Annotated in this window: 14 protein-coding genes and 1 pseudogene; 1 reads left to right on the forward strand and 14 read right to left on the reverse strand. The window is 62.3% G+C overall.

Translation table 11 applies throughout. The annotated features are described in order from the left end of the window. Nucleotides 1–52 precede the first annotated feature (52 nt). The 3 genes from CO657_RS26565 to CO657_RS26575 form a co-directional block, all read right to left on the reverse strand. A complete protein-coding gene (locus tag CO657_RS26565) occupies nt 53–1,189 on the reverse strand; it encodes an NAD(P)/FAD-dependent oxidoreductase (RefSeq protein ID WP_054183977.1) in 1,137 nt (378 codons plus the stop codon). Nucleotides 1,190–1,274: 85 nt separating this feature from the next. Continuing rightward, nucleotides 1,275–2,813, reverse strand: a complete 1,539-nt coding sequence (locus CO657_RS37965) for an amino acid ABC transporter permease/ATP-binding protein (RefSeq protein WP_054183976.1) — start codon at nt 2,811–2,813, stop codon at nt 1,275–1,277. Between the two features lie 64 nt (nt 2,814–2,877). Next, complete coding sequence (locus CO657_RS26575) at nt 2,878–3,705, reverse strand: ABC transporter substrate-binding protein (RefSeq protein ID WP_054183956.1); 828 nt, start codon at nt 3,703–3,705, stop codon at nt 2,878–2,880. Nucleotides 3,706–3,887: 182 nt separating this feature from the next. Between CO657_RS26575 and CO657_RS26580 the strand changes: the two genes are divergently transcribed. Continuing rightward, nucleotides 3,888–4,958, forward strand: a complete 1,071-nt coding sequence (locus tag CO657_RS26580) for a LacI family DNA-binding transcriptional regulator (RefSeq protein ID WP_054183955.1) — start codon at nt 3,888–3,890, stop codon at nt 4,956–4,958. Nucleotides 4,959–4,982: 24 nt separating this feature from the next. On the opposite strand, the gene CO657_RS26585 is transcribed toward CO657_RS26580, so the two are convergent. The 11 genes and pseudogenes from CO657_RS26585 to araD all read right to left on the reverse strand — a co-directional run bounded on the left by CO657_RS26585 (nt 4,983) and on the right by araD (nt 15,380). Continuing rightward, a complete protein-coding gene (locus CO657_RS26585; RefSeq protein ID WP_054183954.1) occupies nt 4,983–5,246 on the reverse strand; it encodes a hypothetical protein in 264 nt (87 codons plus the stop codon). A gap of 85 nt (nt 5,247–5,331) precedes the next feature. Continuing rightward, nucleotides 5,332–5,562: a hypothetical protein gene (locus CO657_RS26590; protein WP_037074096.1), complete on the reverse strand. Its 231-nt coding sequence runs from the start codon at nt 5,560–5,562 to the stop codon at nt 5,332–5,334. Nucleotides 5,563–5,875: 313 nt separating this feature from the next. Next, nucleotides 5,876–6,124, reverse strand: a pseudogene (locus tag CO657_RS26595) (hypothetical protein). A 67-nt stretch (nt 6,125–6,191) separates the two neighbouring features. Continuing rightward, nucleotides 6,192–6,599: a hypothetical protein gene (locus tag CO657_RS26600; protein WP_054183953.1), complete on the reverse strand. Its 408-nt coding sequence runs from the start codon at nt 6,597–6,599 to the stop codon at nt 6,192–6,194. 35 nt (nt 6,600–6,634) lie between these two features. Further along, a complete protein-coding gene (locus tag CO657_RS26605) occupies nt 6,635–6,925 on the reverse strand; it encodes a hypothetical protein (protein WP_054183952.1) in 291 nt (96 codons plus the stop codon). A 171-nt stretch (nt 6,926–7,096) separates the two neighbouring features. After that, complete coding sequence (locus tag CO657_RS26610; RefSeq protein ID WP_197283900.1) at nt 7,097–8,158, reverse strand: Ldh family oxidoreductase; 1,062 nt, start codon at nt 8,156–8,158, stop codon at nt 7,097–7,099. Nucleotides 8,159–8,229: 71 nt separating this feature from the next. After that, nucleotides 8,230–9,750: an ABC transporter substrate-binding protein gene (locus CO657_RS26615; protein ID WP_054183950.1), complete on the reverse strand. Its 1,521-nt coding sequence runs from the start codon at nt 9,748–9,750 to the stop codon at nt 8,230–8,232. Nucleotides 9,751–10,075: 325 nt separating this feature from the next. Then, complete coding sequence (locus tag CO657_RS26620; protein ID WP_054183949.1) at nt 10,076–11,593, reverse strand: aldehyde dehydrogenase (NADP(+)); 1,518 nt, start codon at nt 11,591–11,593, stop codon at nt 10,076–10,078. A 117-nt stretch (nt 11,594–11,710) separates the two neighbouring features. Next, nucleotides 11,711–12,421, reverse strand: coding sequence for a ribonuclease activity regulator RraA (locus tag CO657_RS26625; RefSeq protein ID WP_054183948.1), 711 nt, complete (start codon nt 12,419–12,421; stop codon nt 11,711–11,713). Nucleotides 12,422–12,443: 22 nt separating this feature from the next. Then, nucleotides 12,444–13,634: an L-talarate/galactarate dehydratase gene (locus tag CO657_RS26630; RefSeq protein WP_054183947.1), complete on the reverse strand. Its 1,191-nt coding sequence runs from the start codon at nt 13,632–13,634 to the stop codon at nt 12,444–12,446. Between the two features lie 9 nt (nt 13,635–13,643). Then, on the reverse strand, nt 13,644–15,380 hold the full coding sequence (gene araD, locus CO657_RS26635) for an L-arabinonate dehydratase (RefSeq protein ID WP_054183946.1): 1,737 nt from the start codon (nt 15,378–15,380) through the stop codon (nt 13,644–13,646). Nucleotides 15,381–15,437: the final 57 nt, after the last annotated feature.

Here is a 15,437-nt window from a genome sequence, read left to right on the forward strand (position 1 = left end):
GCCGCGGTTTTGGGGCGGGGTCCGGTCGGGACCTCCGCGCCTGCCACAACCGTCATCGTCGCGACGCGCCGAAACGTTCGGGCCGAAACGCCGCCAGCAGCGGATGGCGGCGGCCGGTGGCGATCTCGTCCGCAAGCAACTCGCCGGCGATCAGGCCGAGGGTCGCGCCGCTATGGCTGAAGGCGACGAAATAGCCCCAGATCGACGGCAGCTCGCCGAAGACCGGCTCGCCGTCGCCCGGAATGGGCTTCGGGCCGACCCCATAATCGTCGACCTCAAGCGTCGGATTGCCTTCGAGAACCCTTGAAGCTTCGCGCAGCAGCCCGTCCAGCGTCGATTGCCTGACCTCATAGCTGCCGTCCGGCTTCACTCCGACCTCTTCCTCGGACCAGGCCGAATCGAGCGCGAAACCGCCATTGGGTGTGGGCCGGATGGCGACGCGGGGAGTGTTGAGCACGGCCTTCAGCGCATGGCGGATCGGCTTGGTCCTGACGAGCAGGGCGACCGGCGTTGCATCGTCGATATGCTGGCCGGCTTCGGCGACGATTGCCGGAACGGCGCCGCCTGCGGCAAGCAGCACGGACTCCGCTTCCCAATACCTGCCGTCCGCGGTGCTCACGCCGCGGACGCGGGCGCCTTCGACATCAATTTTCGCGCGCCCGGCGTCCGTCACGATCTCGCCGCCGAGAAAACGGAATTCCTCCGCGAGAATGCCGATCAGGGATGGGAGATCGACCCAGCCTTCCCCGGGATTGAAGATCGCACCCTGAGGCGTCACCGCGCCGGCGTCGACACCGGGCGTGGTTCCGGCAATGTTTTCCTGCGCCAGCCATTGCGCGTGATAGCCGAGATCGCACTCATAGTTGAAGATCTCGGCAATCTCATTACCGGCGTCATCGGCATCCCAGGTCAGCCCGCCATCGAAACGCAGCCAGGGCGCATCCGGATATCGGGCGGCGAGCGTTCGATACCGGTCGATGCCGGCAAGGCGCAGCCGGTGATAGGCATCGGAGCGTCTCCGGGCCGAATTGAGCCAGGCGAGCGAACGGCCGGAAGCGCCATTGGCGAGCGGCCCGTCACTGACGAGCACGGTGGCGATCCCAAGGCGCGCGAGATGGACGGCCGTCGAGACGCCGAATATGCCGCCGCCGATGACGACAACCTTCGAAGGTTTTGGGGAAGCATTCATGTCGATAACCTTGTTTCCTGCTATGTCGAACGAATTCCGATGCATCCGTCGTGAGAGACGGCGGCGGCATGCTTCACGTCAGGGGCTAGAGGACTTCAGCAAGGAAGCGCTTCAGCCGCTCGCTTTGGGGATTGTCGAAGATCTGCTGTGGGCAACCGGCCTCGACGATCCGGCCCTCATCCATGAACACCACCTGATCGGCGACCCTGCGCGCAAATCCCATCTCGTGCGTGACGACGGCCATGGTCATGCCCTGGCGGCCAAGCGCCGCCATCAGGTCGAGAACGCCCTTGACCAGTTCGGGATCGAGCGCACTCGTCACTTCGTCGAACAGGATAAGCTCCGGATCCATGGCAAGAGCTCGCGCGATGGCGACGCGCTGCTGCTGCCCACCCGATAGACCTGCCGGGCGATGATCTCTGCGCTCGGCAAGACCGACCTCGGCCAAACGCGCCTCGGCGATGCGTCGCGCCTCCTGCCTCGGCATCTTCTTGATCTTCGTCAGGGAAAGCATGACGTTCTCAAGCGCTGTATGATCGGGAAAGAGGTTGAAGTGCTGGAAGACCATCCCCACCCGCCGGCGCAACCGCTCCGGTTTCATGGCCAGAATGCTGTCGCCATCGAGCAGGATGTCGCCGCCTTTCGGTTCCACCAGCCTGTTCATGCAGCGCAAAAGCGTCGATTTGCCCGAGCCGGAGGGTCCGATGATGCAGGTGACGGTCCCGGCGGCGATGTCGAGGTCGACGCCCTTCAGCACATCGAGATCGCCATAGGCCATGCTCAGATCCCGGATGTTCAGGGCGCCGCCCTGGAAGCGCGGTTTCGTCTCTCCGGAAGATTTGGCCGCGGGCTGCGGGACGGCAGCGGCCTGCAATTCGCTGACCTCGGCCAGACCGCTCGCAGCACCCATGCCGCGGCCCTGTTTTCCCAGACGCAGTCTCACGTCGATATAGTTGACCAGGTGGGTGAGCGGCACGGTGATGACGAGATAGAAGAGGCCCGCCAGCAGCAAGGGCGACAGATTGCCCGTTACGACAGCCTGATCCTGCCCGACGCGGAAGATCTCCCGCTCGGAGGCGAGCAATCCGAGGAAATAGACGAGGCTGGAATCCTTGACGTTTCCGATGAACTGATTGACCAGCGCCGGCAGGACGCGCCGGATGCCTTGCGGAACAACGATCAGGCGCATGCCCTGCCCGTAGCTCATGCTCAGCGCCCGGCAGGCTTCCATCTGGCCGCGCTCGACGCTTTGGATGCCCGAGCGGAAGATTTCGCCGATATAGGCCCCGGCGATCAGGCTGAGCGCCAGGATGCCGAGCGGGAATGGCGACGGGCCGAAGATCTCGCGTCCGATCCGGGCAAAACCCTGACCGATGATCAGGATCGTGACGATCGCCGGCAAGCCGCGAAAGATATCGGTATAGATGCGCGCGGGCAGCCGCAGCCAGCGGGACTGCGAGATGCCCATCACGGCGAGAGCCATGCCGATGACGACGCCGAGCACCGTCGAGGCGGCGGCCAGGATCAGGGTGTTCTTCAGGCCGACGCTGATCATGCTCGGCAGCACTTCCGCCATGGCGTCCCAATCCAGGAAGCTGCGGCGCAGATTTTCAAGCCAGTTCATCGAGATCCCCATCGAAGCCCTCGCCGGGCATAAGGCCGTCCGCCGGAGCGGACGGCCTGCGGCCTCACTTCTTGGGAAGATACTGGTCCGGCATCGGCGAGCCTGGGAACCATTTTTCGTAGAGGGTCTTCCAGGTGCCGTCCTGCATCGCGTCGTGAAGGGCGCCGTTCAGCGCCGTGCGGAAGGCATCATTCCCCTTGCGGATCACGAAGCCCGCCGGCGCATCGAAGGACGGGATGTTGACCGCAATCTTCAGCGCGGGATAGCGCTCGCCATATTGTTTGGCAGCCTCGTAATCGAGAAAATGCGCATCGACCGTTCCGTTGTTGAGGGCGGCGACGGCGGAATTGTTGTCGGGGAATTTCACCAGATCGGTCCCACCGAAGTTCTTGGCCGCATAGACTTCCTGCAAGGTCCCCTGCACGACGCCGAGACGCTTGCCCTTGAGGCCGTCGGCATCCTTGATGCCGGCATCCGCGGTCAAAACCGAGAGATAACCGGCAAGATAGCCGTCGGAAAAGTCGACGGTCTTCTTGCGGGCTTCGGTGGTGCCGATCGCGGCGACGGCAACGTCGAACCGTTCGTTTGCCACCGACGGCAGGAGGGCTGAAAATTCCTGACCCGTGAAGGTCACCTTGTCTTTCGTAAAGCCGAGGCGGGAGACGACGTTGAGAAACAGCTCGATATCGAAACCGGTGAACTGACCGTCGGCCGTCGCAAATGTATAGGGCTTGGAATCACCCATCGTGCCGACGCTGATCATCCCCGTCTCGATCAGGTTATAGGGATTGTCGGCCGCAACCGCAGAGCCTGCGCCCATCGCAAGAAGGCACGTCAATATGCCGGCCCGCAATGGGGCAAGGGTGGCCGCAAATGTCTCAAAAGGCTTCATCGTCGTTCTCCGCTCTGAAAGGAATGCTCTTGTCGGCATGTTGGTTCGCCCAGCCCCTGCCACGCATCAGCGGCAGAGATTTAAGGACAGGATACCGGTCTCCGCTAAAAAGAGACCGGTCTCCCGACATAGTTGATATCTGTCAATTGACCGGTCGTCAACAACTCTTGTAGTCCTCGGTTATGGAAGATTCCGCTCATCCCAAACGCCCAGTCACGGTCGCCGACGTTGCGAAGGCCGCAAAGGTCTCGAAGGCTACGGCCGCACGTGTGCTCGGCGGCTATGGCGTCGTCAGCGCCCAGATCAAGGATCAGGTGATGGCGGCCGCCGCCGCGCTCGAATACCGCCCGAACGAGCTTGCCCGGAGCATGAGCACGGGACGATCCGGCATCATCGGCGTCGTTGTCGGCGATATCGAGAACGCTTTCTTCAGCCTGGCGGTGCGCGGCATCAGCGATGCGGCCCGCCTTGCCGGCTTCAACATCATCATCGCCAATTCGGGCGAACAACTCGATGCTGAAAGGTCGGCCATCGACCTGCTGATCGGCAAGCGCGTCGATGGCCTGATCGTCACGCCCGCCCGTTGCGACCGCCTCGATCACCTGCAGCATGTCCGCCGCACCGGCGTGCCGCTGGTGCTGTTCGACCGGGCCATCCCGGAACTCGATGTCGACGCCGTGACCGGCGACGACCGGGAGGCAGCCCTCACCGCGACACGGTATCTGATCGGCCAAGGGCATCGCCGCCTCGCCTATGTCTCCGCCATGGATGCCGAGAAAGGCGGGCTCACCGATATCGCGCTGATTTCGAATTCCGCCGTGCGCGAACGCGTGGAAGGCTTCGTCAGCGCCCTGGCCGAGGCGGGCTTGCCGAACCCTCTTCATTACATCAGGCTCGGCGCCACGGACCAGCATCAGACGGACGCCGTGATGAAACGTCTGCTTTCGGAAACAGCGCCGCCGACGGCGCTGCTAGCATCCGACAGCCTCGTCGGCTTGCGCATTTTCAAGTCGCTGCAATCGCTCGGCCTGTCGATGCCGCAGGATGTCTCGATGATTTCCTTTCTGGACGCCGACTGGACCAGCGTCACCGTTCCACCGATCACCATCGTCGACCAGCGCGTTTACGAGCTAGGCAAACTCGCCGGCGAACGGCTCGTCGCCCGCATCGAGCGCACACCGCTTGCCGTCGAACATCTGCGCGTTACCACGAGCCTTGTCCTGCGCGGCTCCGTGGCGACGATCGGCCCGTGAGATCCGGGCTAAAGCCGAGATGCTCTAATCATAGAGCTCGCCATGACCAATCTGCTCCTGCCTGGCAGATTTCTCGCTGATCGCGGGATCGTCGGCCGGATCGGGATCTTTCTTGTTGGCATCATGCAGAAACTGGGCGGCTTCAAGCAGCGCTGATGTTATCTCTTCGGTTGCCCATCCGGCTTCATTCGCCGCTGCAATCAGTCCTTCCAATGCGTCGCGCGCGGCATCGGTCGCCTCTTTGAAGCGTTGCGCGGGCGCCTCGGTTTTCGGTGATGGAAAGGTCATCGGAATTCCCTCCATTGGCTATTGGAGATGAACGCAGCCCGCGGGAAATGGATGCACGATCATGCGGATTTCGGCGACTTCCGCCTCAGATGACCGTCTGCAACAGAAACGGCGAGCGCTCCAGCGGACGCTGGGCAAGGATCCTCAGCATCGCCGGGCCTTGTATGCCGGTCGTCGTCGTCGAGCGGCCGTCGTGATAGACCACCGTCATAACGCGGCTGAGGCTATCGTACCTGATCTGTGCGATCGTGCGCGTGTGAACCTGAAAGATGAATTCGTGGGGCTGAGACTTTCGCCTGGACCGCTTCGAGCTCATTGTGATGCCCCAGCAAAATGATGGCAGCATTGACCCGGCCGTCCCCGGCTCAGGATACGCGTGATAGTCGACAACACATCCCTCATCGAGTGCCTCCAATGCGCTCAATATTCGACCAAGCGACAAAGCGGTCAGTTCCGGCAATCGAACCGGCGACCTCCAGGTCAGAGACTTGGCCTCACACTACAGACGCCGATCAAGCACATATTGTTTCCACGGTCGCGTGACATCGGCGTGACATGCAGATCACTGCTCGAAAACTTGTCCGAAACGGGCATTGTGAGGTGTCGGTTCCACCAGGGGCGACAGCCCATCAATGCAATGTTCTATGTATCCCATGGGTACGGGCGGCGTGCGGCCAGTATCCGACGGTGCGCGCGAGCTACCGAATGGCTTCGTCCACGACGAAAACCGCATCCCCGAGCCGTTCGATCTCGCAATCCAGTTCGTACACCTCGACTTCGTCAAGACCTTCAGTGAGCAGCAACCGCTTGCTGGCCTCGATCAGGCGTTCCGTGCGCCCGACAATATCGAGAGCGCTTCGTATGATGATGTCGAGCATGCCGTTGCCCTCGCTTGAATGACCAAGTGTCGGGCATAATCGGAATGCTGACAATCCCGAAATCTTGTCAGATGCGCGCGCGGATCGTGTCGTAGAAATTCCGCACCTCACGCAGCGCCGACTGGTGGCGACGGCGCGGCAGAGAGGCGCGGTGTCCCGCGAAGGCGAAGGCAGCCGCGACCGCAGCAACGAGAAGGAGCGTCGAGGCCGGATAGAGTTTCACCGCCGCTTCCGTCTGACGCATCGCTTCCCCGGCCCCGCCCTTTACCGATAGGGCGCCATCGAGGATTTGCCGCTGGAGCGTGTCGATTTGCTGTCGTAGCGCGCTCAACTCCTCACCCAGGCCGTGATCAGGCTGCCGGGGAACGCCGACGGAGGCCGTACTCCGATCGATAACGGCTTTCGGCACCGGCTCGCCGATCTTGCTTCCTTCGGGGTCGAGGGTAGCCGTCTCAATGCTCTTGCGTCGCGGCATGATCCATCTCCTTAGCAAACGGTGATCACTCTGTGCTAGTCGTCATCGAACGAGAAGACCGGCCGATAGTGGCGCTCGGCAATCAGCAAGCTCCGGTCGGGCCGGATGATATAAATTTCCTCGACCTGCCGTCCCCATTGATCCGTGAAGCTGTGTGGGAAAGAAGACCCCACGGGCGATTTGGTCAACTTCGTCCGAGGCTGGCCATTATAGGTGATGCTGCCGGGGATGGGGGCCAGCCCAGCCGACGTGTAATATCCTTCGCCGGTCGTGCAGCCCGTCAGGATAACGGCAAAGACCAGCCCAAATCCCGTGCTCCGCTTCATAGAACCTCCAGCCGTTCCGTCCTTTGGGCGTCACTCATTCCATCGCCAATGTAACAGGGGACGATGGACATTGTTCCAGAATCGGCTGGAGACGTCGCAACGAGTTGCCCAACAGCATAAGGCTTGCCTTGAACGTATGGGCTTGGCATTCGAGCCCGACCTTGAAGGCCTTCAAGCGGCGACTGCAGGAATAGGCAAGCCCAGGATCTCGGCATGTCGGCAAAGCTTCTCCCAAGCCGCATCGCCGACCGGCACGCCTTCGTCCAACGCAGCGCGGCGCCTTCGCGCCGCGCTGTCACCCGGCATGCGGACCGGGCCGTCGTTCCACGGCGCGGAGGGGTTGCTGCGGCAAGCAGAGGCGAGAAAATCGGACTGCGCGGTAAAGGCGTCCAGCCCTGCGAAAAAGGCGGGATCGATGACCTGAAGAAAGGCGCTTTGCGAAAACACGCCAAGCGGTGCGTTCGCCCGGCCCTTGCCGGAAAGCCCCTGCCCCAGCAACTCGACGATCAGTCCGAGCCCAAAACCCTTGTGTCCCTTCAATTGGCCGCCAAGGGGCATCATCGTTCCGCCGCGTTCTGTCACCTCACGCGGGTCATCGGTCGGCTCGCCAGCGGCGGTGAAAGCCCAGGCCTCGGGGAATTTCTTGCCGGCCTTCGCCAGATTTTGCGTCATCGTCGTGGTTGTGATCGAAGCCGAAACATCGATCAGGATCGGATCCTCCGATGTCGGGAAACCGGCCGCCATCGGGTTCGGCGTCAGGAGCGGCTTGGTGCCGCCATAGGGCGCGACACGGCTTGCCGCAGGATGCGACACCGATAGCTGCACGATCAGGCCCTGCTCGGTAACCTGCCGCATGAAGGCCGAAAGAGCGCAGGTATGATGGCAGTTTCGGATTGCCGCGGTGACGACGCCATGATCGCGCACGCGTTCGCAGGCCTGGTCGATCGCCTTGGTCAAAAGCCACGCGCCGGGCAAGGATTTGCCGTCCCAGACAAAGGCCGCGCCGCGGTCATTGACCACCTCATAGCTGCCGGATTTCGCCAGCGAACCGTCCTCCAACGCTTCGACATACCAGTTCAGCAGACTGACGCCATGCGTTTCATGGCCGATCATGTCGCCCTCCACCAGGACGGCGGCCGTGGTTTCGGCCTTGTCCGGCTCCATCCCGGCGCCGGTCAATATCTGCTCGGCGAATTGAGTGAGGGCAATGCGGTCAATCAGCGGCATAGGCATCCATCCGTCATGTCATGGAAGACGCGGGCCATCCGAAAGAGCGTGGCCCGCGTTTAGGTACGCAAACCAGCTTACTTGAAGCGGATCTGCGACAGCTGCAGCTCGGAATTCGTCGCGATCGTCGGCTTGAAGTCGAGACGCGGCGAAACGCGGGTGAAACCGACCATATGGAACATCGGAATATCGGCGATGATCTCGGTGTTCACCTTGGCGAAAAGCTCCTTCCAGAGTTTCGTGCGCTCGTCGCCGGTGGCTGAGGTCGCCTTGGCGATAAGGGCGTCGACCGCGGGATCCCGAACCATGGAATGGGAGCCGTCGGTGGCGTATTTCACGAATGCTGTGAAGACGGGATCGCCGGTGGCATTGTCGTGCTGCGACTGGGTCAATGTCGGACCGGAATCGGCGACGAAGGGTGCAACGAAATAGCCGTTCCACACGGAAACATCGTACATGTCGAGCTTGACGTTCAAGCCGACGTCCTGAAGCATGGCCATCATCGCTTCCATCGCCTCGGTGGCGTTGGGATATTGCCCGTTGCGGCCGATAATGCGGATCTGCTGATCGACCGGCACGCCGTCGGCTTTTGCCGCTTTGACCAGTTCCTTTGCTTTTTCGGGATCATAGGGCCAGGCGGGGATATCGGCATTATAGCCGATCGTGGTGGGTACGACGAGTTGCGTGGCGATCTTTGCCTGTCCGGGAAACAGCGTTCCGAGCATGGCCTGACGATCGATGGCGAGGTTCATCGCTTCGCGTATGCGCCGATCATTGAGCGGTGCTGCGCGGGTATCGATGCGCAGCGATGTCGTCTCCGAATTCGGATAGGCGAAATCGGTTTCCTTGTTGGTGGCATCCTGCACCGACACGGCCGGAACGATATCGGCTTCGCCGGCATCGACCATGGCGGCTGCGACCGCGCTATCCGAGCGGAACAGATAGGTCGCCTGCTCCACCTGCGGCTTCTCCCCCCAATAGTCCGGATTGCGCTTCAGCACGATCGACTGGCCAATCTCCCATTTGTCGAATGTATAGGGGCCGGTGCCGATCGGCTTGCGGGTAAACTCGTCTGCAGGTGTCGCTTCGGCCGATTCGACGGCCATCACCGTCATCAGCAACGGAAGAATCGGCTGCGCCGGTTTTGTCGTAATGCGGATGGTATTGGCATCAGGCGTCTCGAAGCTGAATTCCGTGCCGCCGAAATATTTGCCGCCAGTCTCGCAGCTGAGCTTCTTGTTCTTGTTGCGCTCGATCGTGAACTGGACGTCTTTGGCGGTGAACGGCTTGCCATCGTGCCATTTGACATTCGGGCGCAGCTTGAACTCCCAGGTGTCGTCGTCGATCTTCGACCATTCCGTCGCCAGGCGGGGTTTGAGGCCGCCATTGACGTAATCGAATTCCACCAGCATCTCGTTGACGTTTTCGGAAATGACCCGGCCGACGTCCTGGCGCGCTGCCATGCAGGGCTCCACGACATCGACGGTTTCGGCAAGCACAACAGTGACGTTGCTCTTGGCATCCTCAGCGTGGGCCGAGCCGATACTCAGCCCGATCACCGCGGTTGAAAAGCAGGCAGCTACCAAATGCAGTTTCATTTCGTTCTCCTCCCATGCGCCGGCGGCGCTATTTACAGCAAACCTCGTCTTGTTTCGCTGGTCCCGCCCTCGCCTCCTTCCTGCGAGAGCGACGCTAATACATAAGCGCACTAATATACTAGTTGAGAAGTGCGATCAAGCGCGGCGCCCGAACCACGAGCTGTCACCCGCCTGAATTCTCGTTTTTTAGCCGTGGCGAAGCGCGTCAGTCAGCGCATCTCTTCATGGGTAAGACCCGCTCAGCGGCGCACCCATTGCGCCCGCCTCAAAGCCGGCGATTGATCGCGAAGTTTCGTCACCGCGATCAATCTGATACTTCTCGGTCTCAGTTGCGCAGATCCGGGGGCAACAGGCCGGCGGGGAAATTCTGGTAAGCGACGGGGCGCAGAAACCTGCGGATTGACATGGTCCCGACGCTGGTCGCACCGAAATTGGTCGATGCGGGATAAGGTCCGCCATGCACCATGGAATCGACAACCTCGACGCCGGTTGGGAAGCCATTGACCAGCAATCTACCCGCCCTCCTTTCCAGGATCGGCAGCAGGTCGCGGGCAAGGCCAAGATCTGCGTCATCCATATGGATCGTCGCAGTCAGCTGTCCCTGGAAGCTTTCGGCAAGGGTGAGCATCTCTTCCGGCGAGCCAACCCGCACGACGAGACCGAGAGAGCCGAAGACCTCTTCGCTGAGCGAATGATCGGCAAGCCAGGCCGAGCCATTGGTCTCGAACAGGTTCGGGGCGGCGTCCCGGCCAGCGCTCTCAACGGAAAGAACCGGCGCGACGGCATTGCTCGCCCGCATGCGCTCGACACCGTCGTGATAGGCGGCGGCGATGCCTTGGGTCAACATCGTCTGTGGCGCCACCTTTTCGAGAGCCGACTTGGCAGCGCCGGTAAACCTGTCCGCCTCCGGCCCATCGACCACGACGGCGATACCGGGCTTGGTGCAGAACTGGCCCGCCCCAAGCGTCAGTGAGCCGGCCCAGCCTGAGCCTATCGCCTCCGCCCGGGCAGCGGTCGCCGCCGGCAGCAGGAACATCGGATTGACGCTGCCGAGTTCCCCGAAAAACGGGATCGGTTCGGGGCGCTGGGCGCAAAGGTCGAAGAGCGCACGACCGCCGGCAAGCGATCCGGTAAAGCCGACCGCCTTGATGGCGGGATGCGTGACCAGAGCCGTGCCGACATCGCGGCGCCCGCCCTGGATCAGGCTGAAGACGCCGGCCGGCATTTGGGTGCGCTCGACAGCAGCGGCGATCGCCTCGGCAATGATCTCGCCGGTGCCGGGATGGGCTGAATGTCCCTTCACCACGACTGGGCAGCCGGCGGCGAGCGCAGCGGCCGTATCACCACCGGCCGTCGAAAATGCCAGCGGAAAATTCGAGGCGCCGAAGACGGCGACCGGGCCGATCGGCCGCTGCACCAGACGGATCTCAGGCCGCGGCGCCGGTTGCCGATCGGGTTGCGCCGCATCGATGCGAGCGTCAAGATGCGCGCCCTTGCGGATATGCTCGGCAAACAGCTTGAGCTGACCGGTGGTGCGAGCGCGCTCGCCATTGAGCCGGCCTTCCGGGAGCCCGGTTTCCTCGGTTCCGATCAGGGTGACGGCATCGCCGCGTCTGTCGATTTCCTCGGCGATCGTCTCGAGGAAAATGGCGCGCTGCTCGCATGTCTTTGCGGAAAACGCCGTGAATGCGGCTTCGGCGGCGCGGCAGGCGCGGTCGACCAGTTCCGTGGTGCCGACGGCGAAATCATGGGCCGGGCCGTGTGCCGGCTCGGAGCGAAAGGTCGTCGTTCCGGCAATCCACTCGCCGGCGATCAGATGCCTGCCTGAAGGGGTCCAGCTCATTGTTATCTCCTTGGCGGAGCCTCGCTCCGTCCTTGTGCGGTGATTGCGCAAGATGCGCTGCGTAGAACATGATGCCGAAAAATGTGCACGGTTTTCGGGCTTAATATCAATCCTGTTCTAGCGGCCGTTCACCTTCCGCCATGCGGCAAAGAGCGTGAGATTGCTTTCATCGGTGGCCGGATAGAGACCAATAATCGTGTGTCCCTGCTTGACACGCTCCGTGACGAAGTCCTCGTATGCGGTCATTTCGACCGCTTCGTCGGCGATCTCGTCGGCGATCTCCGCCGGGATGACGATCACGCTGTCGTCGTCGCCAACCATGATATCACCAGGGAAGACCGCCACGTCGCCGCAGCCGATCGGTACGTTGATGTCGATCGCCTCGTGCAGCGTGAGGTTGGTCGGGCTGGAGGGACGATGGTGATAGGCGGGGATATCAAGGCCGCCGATGGTCATGGCGTCGCGGAAGCCGCCGTCGGTGACGACGCCGGCCCCGCCGCGCATCATCAGCCGGGTAATCAAAATGTCGCCGGCGGAGGCGGCGCGCGGATCCTTGCGGCTGTCCATCACCAGAACATGGCCGTCCGGGCAGGTCTCGATGGCAAGCCGTTGCGGATGTTTCGGGTTGCGAAACACGTTCATCGCGTTGCGGTCCTCGCGCGCCGGCATGTAACGCAGGGTGAAGGCCGGCCCCACCATATTGCGGCCCTTCGGCTGCACCGGCCGAACATCCTGGACCGTCTGGTTTCTCAGGCCGCGCTTGAACAGCGCCGAGCAGAGCGTCGCGACCGATACACCCATCAGCTTTTCACGGGTTGCGGGGTTCATATTTCCATCTCCTCGTTCGAATTCAGCCGCCAAAGCTGCGCGTTTCCACGGTCCAGTCACGGGCTTTGCCCGTCAGGCTGCAACCAAGCCCCGGACGGGCGGGCACGATCATCCGGCCATCGCTGATTTCGAGCTGTTCGTTGAACAGCGGCGCCAGCCAATCGAAATGCTCTACCCACGGCTCGTGCGCATAGGCAGCCGCCAGGTGCAGATGGATTTCCATGGCGAAATGCGGCGCCAGTCGCATGCGTTTCGCCTCGGCTTGCGTGCAGATGCGCAGAAAGGGCGTGATGCCGCCGACCCGCGGCGCATCCGGCTGGATGAAGTCGACCGCGTCGGCGCGGATCAGGGCCATATGTTCGTCAGCGCTTGCCAGCATCTCGCCGGTGGCGATCGGTGTGGCGAGTTCACGCGCCAGTGCGGCATGACCTTCGGCGTCATAGGCATCGAGCGGCTCTTCGATCCATTCGAGATTGAGCGGCTCGACCAGCCGGCCGAAGCGCAACGCCGTCGTGCGGTCCCATTGCTGGTTGGCATCGACCATCAGCGGCACGCGGCCGTCGATATGGCTGGTCACCGCATCGAGCCGGCGAAGATCGATCATGGGATCCGGCTGCCCGACCTTGATCTTGATGCCCCCGATGCCGGAGGCGATCGAGTGATCGATGGCATCGCGGATTTCCTCGACGCTCGACGACAGGAAGCCGCCTGACGTGTTGTAGCAGGCGACGCTGTCGCGATGGGCGCCAAGCAGTTTGGCCAGCGGCAGGCCGGCGCGTTTCGCCTTCATGTCCCAGAGGCAGATGTCGATGGCGGCAATGGCCTGTGTCGCAATGCCGGAACGGCCGACCGAGGCGCCGGCCCAGCAGAGCTTGTCCCATATCCGCGCTGTATCGTTGGGATCTTCGCCGATCAGATTGTCGGCAATCTCGCAGGCATGTGCATAAAGCGCTGGTCCGCCCGCCCGCTTCGAGTAACTGAAGCCGAGACCGCTATGGCCAGCGTCGGAGACGATCTCGCAAAACAGAAATGCCACCTCCGTCAGCGGCTTCTGCCGCCCGGTCAAAACCTTGGCGTCGCTAATCGGCCGCGCCAACGGCAGATAGGCGAGCGACAGGGTGACCGATCGGATGGCGTCCAGCTTGGCCGGACCGGCCGCAAAGCCAGCCTTGGGCGGCTGTGCGGGGATCGTGCGTCGATTGAGATCAAACATCGTGGTGCCTCAGTTGATAGCCGGTTCCGGAGTCTTGCCACCGAACTCCGTCGTCAGGAAGTCGAAGTCGCAGCCTTTGTCGGCCTGCTCGATATGCTTGGAGAACATAAAGCCGTAACCGCGCTCGTAGTGTCGCGTCGGCACCACCCAGGCAACGCGGCGGGCTGCGATCTCCTCTTCCGAAACCAGCATATTGAGGCTGCGCGCCGGAATATCGAGCTCGACCATATCGCCCGTTTTCAGCAATGCCAGCGGCCCGCCGATGTAGGATTCCGGCGCGGCGTGCAGCACACAGGCGCCGAAACTGGTTCCGGACATGCGGGCATCGGAGATGCGCACCATGTCGCGCAGGCCGAGTTTCAACAGCGCCTTCGGCATCGGGATCATGCCCCATTCCGGCATGCCGGGCCCGCCCTGGGGGCCGGCATTGCGCAGCACCAGTACCGTGTCCGGCGTCAGGGGATAATCGGGATCGTCGATGATCTTCTTCATCTCCGCATAGCTGTCGGCGACCAGAGCCGGGCCGCAATGGCGGTGGAATTTCGGGTCGCAGGCCGCCGGCTTGATGACCGCGCCGTCGGGACACAGATTTCCCTTGAGCACCGCCAGCGAACCTTCGTGATAGACCGGGTTCGACAGTGGCCGGATGACGTCGTCATTGTAGATCTTCACCTGGTCGAGGCCGTCCACCAGCGGTTTGCCCGTGACGGTGATCGCGGTTGGATCGAGCTTGTCGCCGAGCTGCTTCATCAGTGCCCGCAGGCCACCGGCATAGAAGAAATCCTCCATCAGGTAGGTCGATCCGGAAGGCCGGATGTTGGCAAGAACCGGCGTCGTGCGACCGATGCGATCAAGGTCATCGAGCTCCAGTGGCACGCCGGCGCGCCGTGCCATGGCGATCAGGTGAATGATCGCATTGGTCGAGCAGCCGGTCGCCATGGCGACGGTGACGGCATTGTCGACGGCCGCCGGCGTTATGATCTGGTCGGGCGTCAGATCCTCCCACACCATATCGACGATGCGGCGGCCGCAGGCCGCCGACATGCGCTGGTGGTTGGCGTCGGCTGCCGGAATCGACGAAGCGCCCGGCAGCGTCAGTCCCATCGCCTCGGCGATTGCCGTCATGGTCGACGCCGTGCCCATGGTCATGCAATGGCCGAAGCTGCGGGCAATGCCACCTTCGATGCCCTGCCATTCCTCCTTGGTAATCGTGCCGGCACGCCGCTCATCCCAATATTTGAAACCGTCGGTCCCGGAGCCCAGCGTCTTGCCGGCATAATTGCCGCGAAGCATCGGCCCGGCCGGCAGATAAACAAAGGGAATGCCCATGCTGACCGCGCCCATGATAAGGCCGGGTGTCGTCTTGTCGCAGCCGCCCATCAGAACGGCGCCGTCGACAGGATGGCTGCGCAACAGCTCTTCCGTCTCCATCGCCAGCATGTTGCGATAGAGCATGGTGGTCGGCTTGACGAAGTTTTCGGAGAGGGAAAGTGCCGGCAGTTCCATGGGAAACCCGCCCGACTGAAGAATTCCGCGCTTCACCCATTCCGCACGTTCGCGAAAATGCATGTGACACGGCTGCGCGTCCGACCAGGTGTTGATGACGGCAATGATCGGCTTCCCTTGCCAATCCTCCGGCGCATAGCCCATCTGCATGGTCCGCGACCGGTGACCGAACGAGCGCTGATCATCCGGCAGCATCCATCGGGCCGACCGCAATTGCTCGTAAGTTTTCCTCGCGGTCACGGCTTTCTCCCATCTTTTTGCGCACTCATCTGCGCTTGCTCTACCAACTGATATTTT

The sequence above is a fragment of the Rhizobium acidisoli genome (assembly GCF_002531755.2).
Taxonomy (GTDB): domain Bacteria; phylum Pseudomonadota; class Alphaproteobacteria; order Rhizobiales; family Rhizobiaceae; genus Rhizobium; species Rhizobium acidisoli.